Origin of the sequence: Pseudomonas sp. Pseusp11, assembly GCF_047304405.1 — a bacterium.
Lineage (GTDB): Bacteria > Pseudomonadota > Gammaproteobacteria > Pseudomonadales > Pseudomonadaceae > Aquipseudomonas.
The window spans coordinates 1-18,536 of the sequence record NZ_JBGLZF010000024.1; the positions used below are offsets into that span (position 1 = coordinate 1).

Here is an 18,536-nt window from a genome sequence, read left to right on the forward strand (position 1 = left end):
TAATATTAATGTTCGATTGTCGGTCATTGTGGATTGACGCCACCCTCAGGCGTTTCCATTCTCTGACCGGAGATCCTTGGGGCAACCCGACGATCCCGTTCAAAAAAACAACAACAATAAGTGGACATCGAACATGCCAAATCTCCCTCGGGACGCCCTCGTGGCGATCTCAACCTTACCTGTTCGCGCACGTCATCTGGCCCTGTTGGGTTTGAGTGTGATTGCCACTCCGGCGCTGGCCGAAGGCTTTATCGATGACAGTCACGGCACCTTGACCCTGCGCAATTACTACCTGGATCGGGACTACAAGGACGACGGGGCGAAGACCGCGGCCCGGGAATGGGCCCAGGGTTTCATTATGAATATGGAGTCGGGCTTTACTCCGGGGACTGTTGGTTTTGGCCTGGACGCTCGCGGCCTGATGGGCGTCAAGTTGGACTCGTCGCCGGACCGCAGTGGCACCGAGTTGTTGCCGGTGTCCGCCAGCGACAAGCGTGCGGCGGACGAGTATTCGCGCCTGGCCATGACCGCCAAGATGCGTTTTGCCCAGACCACGGTGAAAACCGGCGATGTATCGATCTTCCTGCCGTTCGCTTTCGCCAGTCCGTCACGGCTGCTGCCGCAGACGTTTCGCGGCACCACCCTCAGTTCAAAGGACATCGACGGGCTGACCTTCAACACTGGTTACATCGATCGCATCAACAAGCGCGATTCCACCAACTACCAGCCGATGAGCATCGCCTCGCCGAACCGACGTTTCAACGGCGCGGCCACCTCATCGCACATGGCCTATGTCGGTGGCGATTACCAGGTAAACAAGGATCTGAGCCTGCGTGCCTATCACGCCGAAGTGGCGGATCTGTACCAGCAGAACACCCTGGCCTTGCTGCACACGCTGCAGGTGGGCGAGGGCACGTTGACCACTGACTTGCGCAGTTTTTTCAGCGACGAGGACGGCAGCGCGAAGGCCGGCAAGGTGGACAACCGCAACCTCTCGGCGTTGTTCGGTTATCGCTTTGGCGGCCATCGCCTGAGCCTGGGCTATATGCACTCCAGTGGTGACACCGCGACGCCTTACGTGTCGGGCACCGAGTTGATGGGCATGAGTGAGCTGACCATGAGCTCGGACTTTCTCAATGCCAAGGAGCGAACCTGGCAGGCGATCTACGACTATGACTTTGCCGCCGCCGGGGTGCCCGGCCTGAAGAGCCGGCTGCGTTATGTGCGCGGTGATCATATCGAACTGGCGGCGCTGAATGCCGACGACCGCAAGGAGCGGGAGTTCCAGATGGAACTGGGGTATGTGATCCAGAGTGGCCCTTTGAAGAACGTCGGGCTGATGGCGCGCAAGTCGATCTATCGCAATGACTTCCCCGCCGGCGCGGCATTTCGCGATGAAAACCAGACCCGCTTTCTGGTGCTCTACACCGTGCCGATCTGGTAAGTCGTTTCAGGCCTGATAGACCTTCTTCAGCAACCTGAGCAGTTCTTCGCGTTCCTGACTGTCGAGGGCGGACGTGGCATCCATGTCGCTCTCGGCAGCGATCAGTTTCAGCTCCTTGAGCAGGGTTTCGCCGGTCTTGCTGAGAAAAATCCCGTAGGAGCGTTTGTCCGGTTTGCAGCGCACTCGCACCGCCAGCGCCCGGCTTTCCAGTTTGTTCAGCAGCGGCACCACTTGCGGCGGCTCGATGGCCAGCGCCTTGGCCAGGTCGGCCTGCATCAGCCCGGGGTTCTGGTCGATGATCGCCAGGGCCGAGAACTGCGCCGGGCGCAAGTCGTGGGCCGAGAGCCGGCCAATCAGGTTCTGGAACAGTTTCAACTGCGCCCGGCGCATGGCGTAACCGATCAGGTCGTCGAGGGCTGCGTCCAGCGACGCCTGGGTTTCGGCGCTGTCGGCAGGAGCCTCGGGGGCGGCGGCAATCTTGGAAGACTTGGCCATTGCAGGGTAAATCCTCGGGCTGGCGGTTAAGAAGGCTATCTAGTTTGCCGAGATTGGCCGGGGATAGCCACGACCTCTTTCAGATTTCTGGGCGCTGCGCCCGTTTCAGGCACGAAAGCAACTCGGTTAATTTTATTAATAGTTAATTGACATAACTATATTTGCGGTTTAGTTTTTACCCATCGTCAAGCCAAGAACAAGAGAGCATCGCCATGAGCAATTACGAAGGTCGCTGGACAACGGTCAAAGTGGAAATCGAGGAAGGCATCGCTTGGGTCATCCTCAACCGCCCGGAAAAACGCAACGCCATGAGCCCGACCCTGAACCGCGAGATGATCGACGTTCTGGAAACCCTGGAGCAGGATCCGGACGCCGGTGTACTGGTGCTGACGGGTGCGGGCGAAGCCTGGACTGCGGGCATGGACCTCAAGGAATACTTCCGCGAAGTGGACGCCGGCCCGGAAATCCTTCAGGAAAAAATCCGCCGCGAAGCCTCTCAATGGCAATGGAAACTGCTGCGCATGTACGCCAAGCCGACCATCGCGATGGTCAACGGCTGGTGCTTCGGTGGCGGTTTCAGCCCGCTGGTGGCCTGCGATTTGGCGATCTGCGCCGATGAAGCGACTTTCGGCCTGTCGGAAATCAACTGGGGCATTCCGCCGGGCAACCTGGTGAGCAAGGCCATGGCCGACACTGTGGGCCATCGCCAGTCGCTGTACTACATCATGACCGGCAAGACCTTCGGCGGGCAGAAAGCCGCCGAGATGGGCCTGGTCAACGAGAGCGTGCCGCTGGCGCAACTGCGTGAAGTGACGATCGAGCTGGCGCGTAACCTGCTGGAGAAAAACCCGGTGGTGCTGCGCGCAGCCAAGCATGGCTTCAAGCGTTGCCGCGAACTGACCTGGGAGCAGAACGAAGATTACCTGTACGCCAAGCTCGATCAGTCGCGCCTGCTGGACACCGAAGGTGGCCGCGAGCAGGGCATGAAGCAGTTCCTCGACGACAAGAGCATCAAGCCCGGTTTGCAGGCTTATAAACGCTGAGCCCCGGCGTCGAGAACAAGGCGAGCTGGCCGGGCGATCGAGCGTCCGCCAGCTGTTCGCCCCGGCGCCTCGGCGCTACTGTGAGCCCCTCGAACGTATTCCCGATAAAGACAACAAAGAGGAATCACCATGCTGGACGTGCCCCTGCTGATCGGCGGCCAGTCGTGCCCCGCCCGAGACGGTCGAACCTTCGAACGGCGTAATCCGGTGACCGGCGAAATCGTGTCGCGGGTTGCCGCCGCCACCCTGGAAGATGCCGACGCCGCCGTGGCTGCGGCCAAAGCGGCATTCCCCACCTGGGCGGCCCTGGCCCCCAATGAACGACGCACCCGGTTGCTACGCGCCGCCGAGCAGTTGCAGGCCCGCAGCGCGGAATTCATCGCCGCCGCCGGCGAGACCGGCGCCATGGCCAACTGGTACGGTTTCAATGTGCATCTGGCGTCGAACATGCTGCGTGAAGCGGCATCGATGACGACCCAGATCACCGGCGAAGTCATTCCTTCGGATGTGCCCGGCAGCTTCGCCATGGCCCTGCGTCAACCGTGCGGCGTGGTGCTGGGCATCGCGCCGTGGAACGCGCCGGTGATCCTCGCTACCCGCGCCATCGCCATGCCGTTGGCCTGCGGCAACACCGTGGTGCTCAAGGCGTCGGAACTGAGCCCGGCGGTGCACCGGCTGATCGGCCAGGTGTTGCAGGACGCCGGCCTCGGTGATGGCGTGGTCAACGTCATTAGCAACGCGCCTCAGGATGCCGCGGCGATTGTCGAACGGCTGATCGCCAACCCGGCGGTGCGTCGGGTCAACTTCACCGGTTCGACCCATGTCGGGCGCATCGTCGGCGAACTGTCGGCGCGTCATCTCAAACCGGCGTTGCTGGAACTGGGCGGCAAGGCGCCGTTCCTGGTGCTGGAAGATGCCGACCTGGATGCGGCGGTAGAGGCCGCAGCCTTCGGTGCCTTTTTCAATCAGGGGCAGATCTGCATGTCCACCGAGCGCCTGATCGTCGATGCCAAGGTGGCCGATGCCTTTGTCGCCAAACTGGCGGCGAAGATCGCCACCTTGCCCGCCGGCAACCCCAACGCGGAAGGTTCGGTGCTCGGTTCCCTGGTGGACAGCAACGCCGGCGAACGGATCAAAGTGATGATCGACGATGCCCTCGACAAGGGCGCAACCCTGGTCGCGGGGGGGCGGCTGGAGGGCAGTATTCTGCAGCCGACTTTGCTCGATAGCGTCACCGATGCCATGCGCCTGTACCGCGAAGAATCCTTTGGCCCGGTGGCGGTGGTGCTGCGCGGCGAAGGTGATGAAGAGCTGCTGCGTCTGGCCAATGATTCCGAGTTCGGCTTGTCGGCGGCGATCTTCAGTCGTGACACCGGTCGCGCGTTGGCCTTGGCCCAGCGAGTCGAGTCGGGCATCTGCCATATCAACGGCCCGACCGTGCACGACGAGGCACAGATGCCTTTCGGCGGGGTCAAGTCCAGCGGCTATGGCAGTTTTGGCGGCAAGGCGTCCATCGAGCACTTCACCCAATTGCGCTGGGTGACCTTGCAGAACGGACCGCGGCACTACCCGATCTGAGCAGCTGTCGCAGCGTCGGGCGCCGTACGCTTTAGAGCGATCGTCGCCCGCTTGCAGGCCAGATATAACAATAACAAGGCTGCCATGCCCCAGTTGACTGCTTCGCAGCGGACCGGTGGCGTGCCTTGATGGAGAACAAGCACGTGAGTTCCGAATTCAGATCGCCACCTCAGACCGAAGCCAGTGCACCGCGCTATCGCCAGGTATCCATCGGCTGTCCTGCGGTCGAAGTCAGCGAAGAGCAGGGCATATTGCATATGCGCTCCCTGGAACCCTTGGCCGAGTTGCCCGTACGCTTGCTCGATCGCCTGGTGCATTGGGCCCGGGTTCGCCCGCAACAGACCTTTATTGCCGCTCGCCAAGAGGGCGGCGACTGGCGCCGGGTGAGTTACGCCGAGATGCTGACCAGCGTCCGCGCCATTGCCCAAAGCCTGCTGAGTTATGGCCTGTCGGCCGAGCGACCACTGGCGATCCTCTCGGGCAATGACATCGAGCATTTGCAGATTGCCCTGGGCGCTATGTATGCCGGCATTCCCTATAGCCCGATTTCCCCGGCCTATTCGTTGTTGTCCCAGGATTTCGCCAAGCTGCGGCATGTCTGCGATCTGCTGCAACCGGGGCTGGTGTTCGTCAGCGACGCCGCGACCTATCAGCGGGCGATCGACGCGGTGCTGCCGGCTGAAACGCCGCTGATTACCGTGCATGGCCAAGTACCGGGCCGCCGTCAGGCGAGTTTTGCCAGCCTGCTGGAACAACCCGGCGGTGCCGAGGCCGATTGCGCCTTCACGGCTACCGGGCCGGACAGCATCGCCAAATTCCTGTTTACCTCAGGTTCCACCAAACTGCCCAAGGCGGTGGTCACCACCCAGCGCATGCTCTGCGCCAACCAGCAGATGCTGTTGCAAACCTTCCCGGTGTTCGGCGAAGAACCTCCGGTGCTGGTGGACTGGCTGCCGTGGAATCACACCTTCGGTGGCAGCCACAACGTCGGCATCGTGCTGTACAACGGCGGCACTTTTTACCTGGACGACGGCAAGCCGACCGTTCAGGGTTTTGCTGAAACACTGCGCAACCTCAAGGAAATATCGCCCACCGCCTACCTGACCGTGCCCAAGGGCTGGGAAGAACTGGTCAACGCTCTGGAGCAGGATGGCGAGTTGCGCGAGCGTTTCTTCTCGCGCATGAAACTGTTCTTTTTCGCTGCCGCCGGTTTGTCGCAACGGGTTTGGGATCGCCTGGACCGGGTCGCCGAACAGCATTGTGGCGAACGCATTCGCATGATGGCCGGGCTCGGCATGACCGAGGCGTCACCGTCCTGCACGTTCACCACCGGGCCGCTGTCCATGGCCGGCTACATCGGCCTGCCGGCCCCTGGTTGCGAAGTGCGGCTGGTGCCGGTGGACGGCAAGCTGGAAGGGCGTTTTCGCGGGCCGCACATCATGCCGGGCTACTGGCGCGCGCCGCAGCAGACCGCCGAGGTGTTCGACGAACAGGGTTTCTACTGTTCTGGCGATGCGCTGAAACTGGCTGACCCCCGTGATCCGCAACTCGGGCTGATGTTCGACGGGCGCATCGCCGAGGACTTCAAGCTCAGCTCCGGTGTGTTTGTCAGCGTCGGCCCGCTGCGCAATCGCGCGGTGCTCGAAGGTTCTCCTTATGTTCAGGACCTGGTGGTGGCCGCACCGGACCGCGAGTGCCTGGGGGCGCTGGTCTTTCCCCGGTTGTTTGAATGCCGACGTCTGGCCGGTTTGAGTGCCCACGCCAGCGATGCAGAAGTCTTGGCCAGCGCGCCGGTGCGTCAGTGGTTCAGCGATTGGCTGCAGCGGCTCAACCGCGACGCCACTGGTAATGCCAGTCGTCTGGAATGGATCGCGCTGCTCGACGAACCAGCTTCCATCGACCGTGGTGAAATCACCGACAAGGGCTCGATCAATCAGCGTGCGGTGTTGCAGTGGCGCGCTGACAAAGTCGAGGCGCTGTATCGCGGTGAAGAGCCTTCCATCCTGCGCGCCGGACCTCTGCCGTGAACGGTGCGGGGCAGTATTCGAGCTTTAGCGATGTGGCGATTTTCGAAGCCCTGCGCACGCCTTGGGTCGACCTTGGCGGGGACTTGGCTCAGGTCTCGCCGATCGATCTGGGGATCAAGGTCGGGCGCGAGGTATTGGCTCGCGCTGCTCTCGATCCGTCCTCGGTGGACAGCGTGCTCGCCGGCTCCGTGGCTCAGGCCAGTTTCGATGCTTACCTGCTGCCTCGGCATATCGGCCTCTACAGTGGCGTGCCGCAAGAGACTCCGGCGCTGGGGGTGCAGCGCATCTGCGCCACCGGCTTCGAACTCTTGCGGCAGGCCGCGCGGCAACTGGATGACGGCGTGCAGCTGGCCCTGTGTGTGGCAGCCGAATCGATGTCACGCAACCCGATTGCCGCTTACACCCACCGCAGCGGTTTCCGGCTCGGTGCCGAGGTGGCGTTCAAGGACTTTCTCTGGGAAGCCCTCTACGACCCGGCCCCGGGCGTAGACATGATCACCACTGCCGACAACCTGGCCCGGCGGCATGGCCTGAGCCGCGACGAAGTGGATCGCTACGCTCTGTGCAGTCATCAACTGGCATTGCAGGCGCAAGCCGACGGCTGGTTCGAACCGGAACTGGTAGCGATCGGCAATGAGCGTTTTGAGTTGGCCGGCTATCAGCCACGGAATATTCAGTTGCCACGGGGCGTGGACTGCGTGACGCGCGACAGCCACCCGCGACCTACCGATCTGAGCGCTTTGGGCCGGTTGCGGGCGGTGCATGCCGGCGGTGTGCAAACGGCCGGCAACAGTTGCGCGGTGGTCGATGGTGCGGCGGCCGCGCTGGTGGGGCGAGCCTCTGCGGCGCGGCGTCCGGTGTTGGCGCATTTGCTGGCCAGTGCCGTGGTGGGCGTGGCACCGGAGTTCATGGGCATCGGGCCGGCGCCGGCGATCCAGTTGCTGCTGCAACGCAGCGGCCTGGCCATTGACGACATCGGCTTGTTGGAAATCAACGAAGCCCAGGCGGCACAGGTGCTGGCCGTGGCGCAGGTGCTGGAACTGGACGGCGACCGCCTCAACCGGCGGGGCGGCTCCATCGCCCTGGGGCATCCCTTGGCCGCCAGTGGATTGCGTCTGGTGCTGACCCTGGCCAGGCAACTGCGCGAGGGCAATCTGTGTTATGGCATTGCCGCCGCGTGTGTCGGCGGCGGGCAGGGCATGGCGCTGCTGATCGAGAACCCAGCCTATCAAGGCTGAGGCAGAACACCGCAGCCTCTGCCCAAACCTGGCGTCACTCTCTTGCGTTACTATGCAGGCCCACCTTTCTGGAAGTTGCCTGGATGAGTAAGCCCGGTCAAACGGTGCTGGTCGCATTGCGCAAGATGATCGCCTCGGGCGAGCTGGCGGCTGGCGAGCGGTTGATGGAAATCCCCACGGCTGAGCTGTTTGGAGTCTCGCGGATGCCGGTGCGCATGGCGTTCCGCACGCTGGAACAGGAAGGTTTGCTGGTGCGTTTTGGCGGGCGCGGGTTTCAGGTGCGTTCGGTCAGCCCCGATGACATTGCCGGTGCGGTCGAAGTACGGGGCGTACTCGAAGGCCTGGCGGCGCGTCAGACCGCCGAGCGCGGGCTCTCGGACAAAGCCCGGGCGACCCTCGAACAGTGCCTGATGCAGGGCGATCAACTGTTCGATAAAGGGTACGTGACCATAGAAGACCTGGAGGTCTATCACGACCTCAACATGCGTTTTCACCAGGTGATCGTCGAGGGCAGCCACAACCCGGCGATCGCCGATGCCCTGGCGCGCAACGATCATTTGCCCTTCGCTTCGGTGACCGCCCTGGCCGTGGACCGCAACGACATGGTCCGGGAATACCGACGTTTCAACTATGCGCACATGCAACACCATTCGGTGTTCGATGCCTTGGTCAACCGCCAGGGCGCGCGTGCCGAAGCGATCATGCGCGAACACGCCAACGCCACGTTGCGCTACGCCGAGGTCTTCGGCTCAGCGACGGCCGAGGAGCGGATGAAGGTCATTCTCCGCTCGGAATAAGCGCGGTTTATCAGATATCCAGCACCAGCAGCGGCGTTTTCGAGCGCGAGCAGCAAGGGGTGAACTGGTCGTTGCAGGCCTGTTCATCCTCGGTGAGGAACAGGTCGCGATGCTCCGGCACCCCTTCCAGAACCCGAGTCAGGCAAGTACCACAAATGCCTTGTTCACAGGAAATGGCGATTTCGATGCCCTGGTCTTGCAGTACTTGCACCACGCTCTTGTCGGCCGGCACCTCAAAGACCTGACCGCTGCTGGCGAGCTTGATCGAGAAACTGCCATCGACGCCAGTGTCGACGGGCGCAGCGGCGAAGTACTCGCGGTGCAGGTATTGTTCCTGCCAGCCCTGCTTCCTGGCCGTGTCCAACACGTGCTGCATGAAGCCACCGGGGCCACACACATATAAATGAACGTCGTTCAGCGGCGTGGCCAGAACCTTGGCCGCGTCCAGCACGGTGTCGGGTTCCTGATCAAAATGCAGGAACACCCGGTCGGCAAAAGGCGAGTGCTGCAGGCGTTCGACAAAGGCTGCACGGTCCCGTGATCGGGCACAGTAATGCAGCTCGAAATCCGCGCCACTGTGTGCCAGGCGTTCGGCCATGCACAGGATCGGCGTGATGCCGATACCGCCAGCGAACAGCAGACTGCGCCTGGCCTCATGGACCAACGGGAACAGGTTGCGCGGTTCACTGATCGGCAGGCGCGTGCCGGGGTGGATCTGCTCGTGCATGGCCAGTGAACCACCGCGGGAGGTCGGGTCCTTGAGCACGCCGATCAAGTAGCGATGGCGTTCTTCGGGGTGGTTGCACAGGGAGTATTGCCGGATCAAGCCGCCGGGCAGGTGCACATCGATATGCGCACCGGCACTGAAGGCCGGCAGCGGTCGCTCATCGACACTGGCCAGCTCATAGCTGCAGATGTCCTGGGCTTCGTTGTTGCGCGATACCACCAGCACTTCGATCATGCCATTGACTCCTGCGAGGCTTGCTCCCTGGCGATCAGGCGCTCCAGAACGCGACGCGACTGCACGCCGCCAGCGTCGATATTGAGCTTGAGCAAATTGCGCGCGGGATGGCTGAGCAGGTTCTGTTGCTGGCGTTCGAGCATCTCCAGGTCCTCGCTGAAAATCTTGCCCTGTCCCTCGCGAATACTCGCGGTCAAGGCTTCATCCTGCGGATTGAAGTTGCGCGCCATGCCCCAGAAGTACCAGATCGAGGTCTCGGTTTCCGGCGTGATGAAGTCGACGACGATGCTCGACGCCTTGAACTGCTGGGGAGCCTGATAACCGCCATGGCCGGCATGGGCCACGCCGACTTCGATCAGCACATGGCTGGGCGGGGTGAAGCGGCAGATCTGCCAGCGGTCCACCGGCACATCGTCGGCCAGGTTGTTGCCGCGCAGGGCCATGCGCCAGAAGGGCGGGGCCATGATGTTGTCCATGTGGCGGGCGGTGACCACCTCGTCGCCGTCGACCGTGGTCACCGGCGGCGCTTCGTCGATTTCCTTTTGGCCGATGCTGGACGCATGAACGTAGGTTTCATGAGTCAGGTCCATCAGGTTGTCGATCATCAGGCGGTAGTCGCACTGGATGTGGAACAGGCCGCCGCCATAGGCCCACTCGTCACTGACCGCCCATTCCAGGTGATGGATCAGCGCCGGGTCGGCCAACGCCTGATCGCCGGGCCAGACCCATATAAAGCCGTAGCGCTCGACCACGGCAAAGGTCTTGTTGCACGGGAAGCCGCGAACCCGCTGCCCGGGCATTTCCACAGTCTTGCCGTCGCACCCCATCACCAGGCCGTGATAGCCGCACACCAGATTGCCGTTTTCCACATAGCCCAAGGACAGCGGTGCGCCGCGATGGGGGCAGAAGTCCTCGACAGCCGCCACCTTGCCCTCGTGGCCGCGGTAAAAAACCATCTTTTCACCGCAGATCTGACGGCCCAATGGCTTGCCAGCGATTTCATCGGGCGTGCAGGCGACGTACCAGGTGTTCTTGGGGTACATGGAGATTCTCCAAGGTTGTTTGTTGTTATTTAGTGGATCCATTAGTGGTGATTTTATGGGGTATTGTCAAATTAATTCTGCTTGTTAACGATTTAGTGGATCCATTAATCGCTTGTGAGCTCTTCTGGATCAATGCCGCCGGGAGTCTCTGAAATCCAGCACCCTCCGGTCGCCAGGAAATTGAACGCACGCTAAGATCGCCTGCAAACGTTTCGATACCAATGAGGCAACTTCACGGGGCTCAGTAGTGAACATCGACACCCGCATCAAATTCCGTCATCTGGTGTGCTTTCTCGAAATGGCTCGTCAGGGCAGCCTGGCGCGAGCGGCGGATACCTTGGCGGTGAGTCAGCCAGCGATGTCGAAGACGCTCAAGGAGCTGGAGGAGCTGCTGGCAGCAAGCTTGTTTATACGCAGTAAAAGTGGTGTGAACCTGACCGAAGCCGGGGTTGCCTTTTTGCGTTATGCCGGGCCTTCGGTGCAGGCGTTGCGTGATGGGGTGAACACCTTGCGCGGTGGCGAATATGCGGCAGGCACGGTTCGACTCGGCGTGTTGTCGACAGTGGAAAGTTTGCTGGTGCCTGAGGTTGTACGGCGCTTGCACGAGCGCCATTCGGCGCTGGTGGTGAGTGTGGTGACCGGGCCAAGCGCCTATTTGTTGTCGCAGTTGCGGGTGGGCGATGTGGACCTGGTGGTCGGCCGTATGACCGATAGCCCGGAGATTCAGGGGCTGACCTTCGAGCATCTGTACAGTGAATCCATGACACTGGTGGTGCGTCCCGATCATCCCTTGCTGGCCGAGCCGCTGGAGCGTAGCTCCCTGGAAAATTTCCCGCTGGTGCTGCCGCTGGCAGGGACGACGATTCGCAAATATGCCGATAGCCTGTTCGTGCAATGCGGCATCAGCCAGTCGCGGCAGCGTCTGGAAACCTTGTCCGTGACCCTGAGCCGTCGTTATGTGTTGTCCAGCGAGGCGATCTGGATCGCGCCACTGGATGCCGTGCGCCTGGATCTGGCAAGCGGCGAACTGTTTGAGATCAATCTGGGGCAGCGCGAACCGGGTGGTTCGGTGGGGATTTCCAGTAACGCCAGCTTGCCCTTGTCACTGGCGGCCCAGTGGTGTGTCGAGGTGCTGCGCGAGGTAGGGCAGGCGTATCGCGAAGGGCTTTATCCATAACCGTTTGGTTATGTGTTGAAGGTGGCTTTTCAATATTCCCCAGCCTTCTGTTGTTTGAAACTGCGCAGGCAGTGCTCCATAAATCAAACAACAGGAGATCGACATGTCTGATGCAGACAGCAGTCGTTTCGTTATTCGTGACCGTAATTGGCACCCCAAAGCCCTGACCCCTGATTACAAAACCTCTGTCGCCCGTTCTCCACGCCAAGCCTTGGTGAGCATTCCTCAGTCGGCCAGCGAAACCAGCGGCCCGGATTTCTCTCACCTGAAAATGGGCCGGTTCGATAACGACCTGCTACTCAACTTCAATAATGGTGGGTTGCCGGTGGGAGAGAGGATCATCGTTTCCGGCCGGGTCTGTGATCAATATGGCAAGCCCATCCCGCATACCCTGGTGGAGATGTGGCAGGCCAACGCCGGTGGTCGCTACCGGCACAAGAATGATCGCTACCTGGCGCCACTGGATCCGAATTTCGGCGGTGTCGGCCGGGCTCTGACCGACCGTGACGGCTACTACAGCTTCCGCACCGTGAAACCCGGTCCGTATCCTTGGCGCAACGGTCCGAATGACTGGCGCCCGGCGCACATCCGTTTCTCCATCAGCGGGCCATCGATCGCCACGCGCCTGATCACCCAGCTGTATTTCGAAGGCGATCCGCTGATCCCGATGTGCCCGATCGTCAAGTCGATCGCCAATCCAGAGGCGGTACAGAGCCTGATCGCCCGGCTCGACATGGGTAATGCCAATCCGATGGATTGCCTGGCCTATCGCTTCGACATCGTGCTGCGCGGCCAGCGCAAGACCCACTTCGAAAACTGCTGAGGAGTCCGTCCATGCCTATCGAACTGCTACCCGAAACCCCTTCGCAAACGGCCGGCCCTTATGTGCATATCGGTCTGGCCCTGGCGGCTGCCGGCAACCCGACACGGCCGGAGGAAATCTGGAATCAGATGGCCAAGCCGGGTGCCGAGGGCGAACAGATTCTGCTGATCGGTCATGTCTATGACGGCAACGGTCACCTGGTACGAGACTCGTTTCTGGAGTTTTGGCAGGCCAATCATGAAGGTGTTTACGACCCGGTCTTCGACTCGGAAAAAGCCTTCAACAGCTTCGGCCGAACCGCCACCACCTTCGATGCAGGGGAGTGGACACTCAATACCATCAAGCCTGGCGTGGTGAACAATGCCGCCGGGGTGCCGATGGCGCCGCACATCAATGTGTCGCTGTTTGCCCGCGGGATCAATATTCACCTGCACACCCGGCTGTACTTTGCCGATGAACCACAAGCCAACGCGAAGTGCCCGGTGCTTAACCTGATCGAACAACCGCAGCGTCGCGAAACGCTGATAGCGCAGCGTTGCGAGGTGGATGGCAAGGCGGCTTATCGTTTCGACATACGTATTCAGGGGGAGGGTGAAACGGTGTTCTTCGATTTTTAAAGGCAATAAAAAACCGCTGCCACGTTCACACGGCGGCAGCGGTTTCAGGTGTGACTGGCTTACTTGCTATCAGGCAGCGCGTAAGCGATCACATAATCGCCGCGATCGGGCGACTGACGCGCACCACCCGCGGTGATGACAACGTACTGCTTGCCTGTTTTCGGCGACACATACGTCATCGGGCCACCCTGGCTGCCCACGGGTAGCCGGGCTTTCCAGGCCTCTTGTCCGTCGGCGGAGTTGAAGGCGCGCAGGTAGTAGTCCTGTGTACCGGCGATGAACACCAGGCCGCCCTGGGTGGAGAGCGTACCGCCCAGCGTCGGCATGCCGATCGGCAACGGCAGATGCATCTTGATACCCAACGGGCCAGTGTCCTGGACGGTGCCGACCGGCACTTGCCACGCGACTTTCTGGGTTTTCATGTCGATCGCGGTCAGTGTGCCAAAAGGCGGTGCCTGGCAAGGGATGCCGGCAACCGACAGGAAGCGGTTCTTGTTCACTGCATACGGGGTGCCTTTGAGCGGTACCGCGCCCATGCCGGTGTTCAGTGCTTCACCACCGGAGGAGGCCTTGGCATCTTTCTGCGCCGCAATCATCTGGATCCACAGGCCCAGACGCATGTCGTTGACGAAGATAAAACCGTGTACCGGGTCAGTCGAGAGACCGCCCCAGTTCATCCCTCCCAGCGAGCCCGGGAAGCTCAGCGAGATATCGGTGCCTGGTGCGGTGTACAGCCCGTCATAACGCATTTTCTTGAACGAGATACGGCAGAGCAGTTGATCGAACGGCGTTGCCCCCCACATGTCCGACTCGGTCAGCGTTTGCGCACCGATCGCTGGCATGCCCACCGATTTCGGCTGAGTCAGCGAGTAAGGTTCGTTCGGGATGTTCGAGGTTTTGACCGGAACCTCTTCCACCTTGGTCAGCGGTTTGCCGGTGGCGCGGTCAAGCACGAAGATCTGCCCGGCTTTGGTGCCGATCACGACGGCGGGCACCTTGCTGCCATCAGCTTTGGCGAAGTCGATCAGACTTGGCTGCATGGGCAGGTCGAAGTCCCACAGGTCGTTGTGGACGGTTTGGTAGACCCACTTTTCTTCGCCGGTTGTTGCGTTCAGTGCAAGAACGGAAGCGCCGTACTTGTGGTTCAGTGCCGTACGTTCCACGCCGTAGATGTCGGTGGACGAACTGCCCATCGGCAAGAACACGGTGTTCATCGCCGGGTCGTAGGACATCGGTGCCCAACTGTTGGGCGTGCTGCGCACGTAGGTGCTGCCGGCCGCCGGAGCCTGCTTGTCTTCGGGGTTGCCTGGGTCGAATGCCCAGCGCATCTCGCCGGTGACGACGTCGAAACCACGGATCACGCCGCCTGGCATGTCGGTCTGGACGTTGTCGGCGACACGGCCGCCGACCACCACGGTGGTCCCGGCCATCAGCGGTGCCGATGACAGCTGGTAATAGGAGTCAGGGACGTCGCCAAGACCTGCCTTCAGATCAACCTGGCCGTTGTTACCGAAGCCCTGGCAGAACTCCCCTGTATCGGCGTCCACTGCGATCAGGCGCGCATCGATAGTGTTGGTCAGCAGGCGGCGCTGGCAGTTGGCGCCGGCCGGTATCGACACGGGTTTGACAGGTGTGCTGCCGTCAGCAGGCTGGGCGAGTGCAGCGGTAGCGTCGAAGTAGGCGATACCGCGGCAACGTTGCCAGACACGGGTCTTGGCGTTGATCTCATTCTTCCACAGCTGTTTACCGGTGTCGGCATCCAAGGCGATGAGGTTGTTGTGCGGGGTGCAGATGAACACCTTGTCGCCAACCTGCAACGGTGTCATCTGATCTTCGGCGCCATTGCCGTCGCTGATCGCGATGTCCCCGGTGTTGTAGGTCCATGCCGGCACCAGCTTCGAGACGTTGCTACGGTTGATCTGGTCCAGAGCGGCGAAGCGGCCGCCACCTTCGTCGTTACCGTAGTGTTCCCAGTTTTTCTGGGCCTTGGCGGGGTCGACCTTGGTCAGCCCTGGGCCGTCACCGGTCGGCGAAACAGGGGCATGGGGAACGAACATACCGGCACCACCTGCAACGATGGCGACTGCCAGCACACCGCTCAGAGCGTAGCCACTGCGGCCGCTGGCCAGGCTATTGGCCTTGCGCAGATGGGGGTAGACCAATGCCACCAACAGGCTCAGCACGCCCAGGGCGAACAAGCGAGAGATCAGTGGCCAGAAATTCAATCCGACATCGGCCAGCGCCCAAATCACGGTCAGCACCATCACCGCCGCGAACAGCCAGGCACCCTGCAGACGCTGCTTGAAGAGCAGTACGGCAGAGACGATCAAACCGAAACCGGCGAGCAGGAAGTACCAGCTGCCACCCAGCGTGGCGAGGTAACCACCACCTGCTGCGAAGAATAATCCAAATACCAGCACGCCGAAGGCGACGACCCAGATGGGCCAGCGGCTGACGGATGCCGAAGGTCGAGACTTAGTCATGTTGCATGATCCTACTGACGCATGAACGTTTGTGGGGAGGGTTAAGAGTCGTGAAGGCAAGTCTGAAAATAGTTGTTAACTATTTGGTTAATAGCGCAAAGATATCAAAAAAATCGGACCCTGCGACAAATTGTCATTTGCCGGAAAGGAGAAACACTGTTGCGAAGATGGTAACAATCGAGAGGATTGCCCCTGAACACGCGGGGCGAGCTGGCGAAGATTGCCTTCAGCCAGGTGTGATTGGCCTACCGCAACGAGCGATAGGCAATGGGGTCGATGTAGGCCGATTGCAGGTCCCGCTCCGGGATTTCCCAGATGATTTGCTTTGGCGGCGTTTCTTTGGAAGCCGGGTTGTTGAGGTAGCTGTTTGCAGCGCCAGAGAACGCTCCGCCGTCTTTGGCGAAGTTACCCACGGGGGCGCCCAGTGCCTGCTGCAGAAACCCTGCGAAGTTGGAGTTGCGTGAGAATGAAGTGCCGATGAGCGCGGTGTTGGGGAGGTCGGCATCGCCAAAAAGGTCTGCCTCAGTGTCAGGGTTTGCGGCTGACGCAACGGGAAGTTCGTGGGTGCTGGTTTGGGCGACCATGTCGGGTGCGGGTTGCCATTTGAGCGGCAGCCAGTCGATGCCCGCCAGATGGACCAGATCCCCAGGTCGAACCGCGAGCGGGGCATGACGTTCATTGAACGACCTGCTTGGCGTGGCGCTGATGCCCAGGGTCTTCAGGCGCTGTGTGATGGCATCGGCCGCCGCTTTCGCGCCGGATTCGCTCCAGTGCGTATCGGTGCGCAACCAGGCACTGGCGCCCAGTGGCGTCAGCGCAGCGGTGAGGTCCAGATTCGACACGCCGCCCGCATCCAGCTTTGAGGTCCAGGCCTGGATGCGTCCTTCGAGAGCAGCTGGGCGGTGCAGTGTGCAACGCTGCTCGGAAGCGATGCGGCTCTTGTCTGGAACGATGACCACCAGCAGGCTGATACCACGCTGGGAGAGCTGCTGCTTCAGATCAATCACGGCCTGGGCTTTGGCATCGCCATTGCGCTGCGCTTGATGATTAACCTTGAGCTCATCGGCCAAAAACAACCAGCCAGGACAACCTGAGCGAACCCTCGGCCCGGTGTCGTTCAGGAGCAGCCAACTGACTCCGCGCTCCAGCTCGGCGAAGGTCGTGGGGAGGTAAGCGTTCGACAGTTCCTTGGCGATCCGATGAGTGATATCACCGTCAAGAATCTGCGAGGTCAGCACCTTACCGGGTAACAGCGAGATCTGCTCTGAAACGATCAGACGGCCAGAGGACAGCAGCCCGACGAACAGGAATATCAGCAGTACCACGCCTGCCAACCGACTGCTGCGTGTCGCCAGATCATCTATCTGAGTGGGGGGCGGGATGTGCTTTAGGCTTGTCATCAGAATTGGAAGTACAGGAAGGGTACGGTTTCGCGACTGGCGATCAGTGCGAACGACAGCATGAAACCGGCGATGGGCCAAAGGGCGGTGGTGTGGAGCAATAGGCCGCCCAGTCGTTTCTCACAGTAAGGGTGCAACAACGGTGCAACGACACCGAACACCCCCAGCAAACCCGCAAGGCCGTGTACCGGGCGTAGGGTCGCGGACAGTTCGTCACCGAGGGTAATGCCCTGCAGGCCGAACTGTCCGGCATACAGGCTCAGCGCGCTATGAAAGTCGGGGGCGCGGAACAGTGTCCAGGCCAGGCAGACGAACAGCAGGGTCAGCCCATGGGAAAACACTGGCTGTAACGGGGGCAGGGTAGAGCTGTTCCAGACACGACTCACACACAACGCAATGCCGTGGGCGCTGCCCCACAGCAGATAATTCCAGCTATCGCCACCGTGCCAGAGGCCGGCGATGGCCATGATCAGGAACAGGTTGCGATAGGTTTTCCAGGTGCCGTTGCGATTGCCACCCAGCGAAATATACAGATAGTCACGCAGCCAGCTGGACAGCGATAAATGCCAGCGGCGCCAGAAGTCCTGGATGCTGTTGGCCAGATAGGGACGGTTGAAGTTCTCGGGAAAGTGGAAGCCCAGCATCAATCCAAGACCAATGGCCATGGCGCTATAGCCGGCGAAGTCGAAGAACAGTTGCAAGGAGTAGGCAAGGCAGCCGATCCAGGCGTCAGAGAAACTTGGGTTCTGCACATTGAACGCCACATCGACCACCGGCGACAGGGTGTCGGCCACCAGGACCTTCATGCTCATCCCGACCATGAACCGGCGTGCGCCCAGCGAGAAATTCTGCCAGTTGAAGTGACGCTGGTTCAGTTCACGTCGAACCCAGTCATAGCGAATGATGGGACCGGCGACCGAATGGCCGAACATCGAAATATAGGTGGCGTAATTAATGAAGCTGCGTTCGACCGGCACGGTGCGGCGGTGTACATCCACCAGATAGGAAATCGCCTGCAAGACGATAAACGATAGCCCGGCCGGCATGATGACTCGCTGCCAGTCCAGCGGCATGGCGCCAGACCAGGCAAGGGCATCGATCAACGTACCGGCGACGATGTTGGCGTACTTGTACCAGCACAGCACCGCCGTGTTGAGCACGATCAATGTCACGAGTAGCCGCACGCGACCCTTGTCTTTTTCCCGCAAGGCGTCAATCAGCAAGCCGCCGGCCCACGCCGTGATCGTCAGCACCGCATGCACTGCGAGGAACCGAGGGCTCAACCAGCCATAGAACAGCCAGCTGCCGATCAGTAACGTGACGTTGCGCCAGGCGGCTGGGCACACTGCATAGCTGCACAAGAACAGCGGCAGGAACAACGTCAGAAACTCGAGAGAGGCAAAAACCATG

General features: G+C 61.1%; 15 protein-coding genes. 9 read left to right on the plus strand and 6 right to left on the minus strand.

Going from position 1 to position 18,536, the window contains the following annotated elements; all coding sequences use genetic code 11:
- Positions 1–133: 133 nt before the first annotated feature.
- A complete protein-coding gene (locus ACCC96_RS19625) occupies positions 134–1,444 on the plus strand; it encodes an OprD family porin (RefSeq protein WP_413696668.1) in 1,311 nt (436 codons plus the stop codon).
- A 6-nt stretch (positions 1,445–1,450) separates the two neighbouring features.
- Here the strand turns inward: ACCC96_RS19625 and ACCC96_RS19630 are convergent, their stop codons facing one another.
- A complete protein-coding gene (locus tag ACCC96_RS19630; RefSeq protein WP_413696669.1) occupies positions 1,451–1,939 on the minus strand; it encodes a MarR family winged helix-turn-helix transcriptional regulator in 489 nt (162 codons plus the stop codon).
- Positions 1,940–2,151: 212 nt separating this feature from the next.
- On the opposite strand from ACCC96_RS19630, the gene ACCC96_RS19635 reads away from it, so the two are divergent.
- The 5 genes from ACCC96_RS19635 (at position 2,152) to ACCC96_RS19655 (ending at position 8,622) form a co-directional block, all read left to right on the plus strand.
- Positions 2,152–2,982: a p-hydroxycinnamoyl CoA hydratase/lyase gene (locus ACCC96_RS19635; protein ID WP_007895816.1), complete on the plus strand. Its 831-nt coding sequence runs from the start codon at positions 2,152–2,154 to the stop codon at positions 2,980–2,982.
- A 129-nt stretch (positions 2,983–3,111) separates the two neighbouring features.
- Positions 3,112–4,560, plus strand: a complete 1,449-nt coding sequence (locus ACCC96_RS19640; protein ID WP_413696670.1) for an aldehyde dehydrogenase — start codon at positions 3,112–3,114, stop codon at positions 4,558–4,560.
- A gap of 143 nt (positions 4,561–4,703) precedes the next feature.
- Positions 4,704–6,587, plus strand: a complete 1,884-nt coding sequence (locus tag ACCC96_RS19645) for a feruloyl-CoA synthase (RefSeq protein WP_413696671.1) — start codon at positions 4,704–4,706, stop codon at positions 6,585–6,587.
- Positions 6,584–7,825, plus strand: a complete 1,242-nt coding sequence (locus tag ACCC96_RS19650; protein ID WP_413696672.1) for a thiolase family protein — start codon at positions 6,584–6,586, stop codon at positions 7,823–7,825. Before ACCC96_RS19645 ends, ACCC96_RS19650 begins: the two co-directional genes overlap by 4 nt.
- Positions 7,826–7,908: 83 nt before the next feature.
- A complete protein-coding gene (locus ACCC96_RS19655; RefSeq protein WP_413696673.1) occupies positions 7,909–8,622 on the plus strand; it encodes a GntR family transcriptional regulator in 714 nt (237 codons plus the stop codon).
- A 10-nt stretch (positions 8,623–8,632) separates the two neighbouring features.
- Here ACCC96_RS19655 and ACCC96_RS19660 read toward each other — a convergent pair whose 3' ends face one another.
- Together ACCC96_RS19660 and ACCC96_RS19665 are read right to left on the minus strand one after the other, a co-directional pair.
- Positions 8,633–9,583, minus strand: a complete 951-nt coding sequence (locus ACCC96_RS19660) for a PDR/VanB family oxidoreductase (RefSeq protein ID WP_413696674.1) — start codon at positions 9,581–9,583, stop codon at positions 8,633–8,635.
- A complete protein-coding gene (locus tag ACCC96_RS19665; protein WP_413696675.1) occupies positions 9,580–10,626 on the minus strand; it encodes a Rieske 2Fe-2S domain-containing protein in 1,047 nt (348 codons plus the stop codon). The genes ACCC96_RS19660 and ACCC96_RS19665 overlap by 4 nt, the downstream gene beginning before the upstream one ends.
- Positions 10,627–10,873: 247 nt before the next feature.
- Between ACCC96_RS19665 and pcaQ the strand changes: the two genes are divergently transcribed.
- The 3 genes from pcaQ to pcaG all read left to right on the plus strand — a co-directional run bounded on the left by pcaQ (position 10,874) and on the right by pcaG (position 13,243).
- The gene (gene pcaQ, locus ACCC96_RS19670; RefSeq protein WP_413696676.1) at positions 10,874–11,803 is read left to right on the plus strand and encodes a pca operon transcription factor PcaQ; all 930 of its coding nucleotides are present in this window, start codon (positions 10,874–10,876) and stop codon (positions 11,801–11,803) included.
- A 103-nt stretch (positions 11,804–11,906) separates the two neighbouring features.
- Positions 11,907–12,626: a protocatechuate 3,4-dioxygenase subunit beta gene (gene pcaH / locus ACCC96_RS19675; protein WP_413696677.1), complete on the plus strand. Its 720-nt coding sequence runs from the start codon at positions 11,907–11,909 to the stop codon at positions 12,624–12,626.
- 11 nt (positions 12,627–12,637) lie between these two features.
- A complete protein-coding gene (pcaG, locus tag ACCC96_RS19680) occupies positions 12,638–13,243 on the plus strand; it encodes a protocatechuate 3,4-dioxygenase subunit alpha (RefSeq protein ID WP_413696678.1) in 606 nt (201 codons plus the stop codon).
- Between the two features lie 59 nt (positions 13,244–13,302).
- On the opposite strand, the gene ACCC96_RS19685 is transcribed toward pcaG, so the two are convergent.
- The 3 genes from ACCC96_RS19685 to ACCC96_RS19695 all read right to left on the minus strand — a co-directional run bounded on the left by ACCC96_RS19685 (position 13,303) and on the right by ACCC96_RS19695 (position 18,535).
- Positions 13,303–15,726, minus strand: coding sequence for a glucose/quinate/shikimate family membrane-bound PQQ-dependent dehydrogenase (locus ACCC96_RS19685; protein WP_413696679.1), 2,424 nt, complete (start codon positions 15,724–15,726; stop codon positions 13,303–13,305).
- Positions 15,727–15,971: 245 nt separating this feature from the next.
- Positions 15,972–17,126 carry an alginate O-acetyltransferase AlgX-related protein gene (locus tag ACCC96_RS19690; RefSeq protein ID WP_413696680.1) on the minus strand — a complete coding sequence of 385 codons (1,155 nt, stop codon included), beginning with the start codon at positions 17,124–17,126 and terminating at the stop codon, positions 15,972–15,974.
- Entirely contained in the window at positions 17,126–18,535 is a 1,410-nt protein-coding gene (locus ACCC96_RS19695; RefSeq protein ID WP_413696681.1) for an MBOAT family O-acyltransferase, read from the minus strand. The genes ACCC96_RS19690 and ACCC96_RS19695 overlap by 1 nt, the downstream gene beginning before the upstream one ends.
- Position 18,536: the final 1 nt, after the last annotated feature.

Excerpts from the sequence above, each read along its gene's own strand:
- ACCC96_RS19660 (WP_413696674.1), bottom strand. The coding sequence starts at position 9,583 with ATGATCGAAGTGCTGGTGGTATCGCGCAACAACGAAGCCCAGGACATC.
- ACCC96_RS19630 (WP_413696669.1), bottom strand. The coding sequence starts at position 1,939 with ATGGCCAAGTCTTCCAAGATTGCCGCCGCCCCCGAGGCTCCTGCCGAC.
- ACCC96_RS19665 (WP_413696675.1), bottom strand. The coding sequence starts at position 10,626 with ATGTACCCCAAGAACACCTGGTACGTCGCCTGCACGCCCGATGAAATC.
- ACCC96_RS19635 (WP_007895816.1), top strand. The coding sequence starts at position 2,152 with ATGAGCAATTACGAAGGTCGCTGGACAACGGTCAAAGTGGAAATCGAG.
- pcaG (WP_413696678.1), top strand. The coding sequence starts at position 12,638 with ATGCCTATCGAACTGCTACCCGAAACCCCTTCGCAAACGGCCGGCCCT.
- ACCC96_RS19695 (WP_413696681.1), bottom strand. The coding sequence starts at position 18,535 with ATGGTTTTTGCCTCTCTCGAGTTTCTGACGTTGTTCCTGCCGCTGTTC.
- ACCC96_RS19625 (WP_413696668.1), top strand. The coding sequence starts at position 134 with ATGCCAAATCTCCCTCGGGACGCCCTCGTGGCGATCTCAACCTTACCT.
- ACCC96_RS19685 (WP_413696679.1), bottom strand. The coding sequence starts at position 15,726 with ATGACTAAGTCTCGACCTTCGGCATCCGTCAGCCGCTGGCCCATCTGG.
- ACCC96_RS19655 (WP_413696673.1), top strand. The coding sequence starts at position 7,909 with ATGAGTAAGCCCGGTCAAACGGTGCTGGTCGCATTGCGCAAGATGATC.
- ACCC96_RS19640 (WP_413696670.1), top strand. The coding sequence starts at position 3,112 with ATGCTGGACGTGCCCCTGCTGATCGGCGGCCAGTCGTGCCCCGCCCGA.
- ACCC96_RS19690 (WP_413696680.1), bottom strand. The coding sequence starts at position 17,126 with ATGACAAGCCTAAAGCACATCCCGCCCCCCACTCAGATAGATGATCTG.
- pcaH (WP_413696677.1), top strand. The coding sequence starts at position 11,907 with ATGTCTGATGCAGACAGCAGTCGTTTCGTTATTCGTGACCGTAATTGG.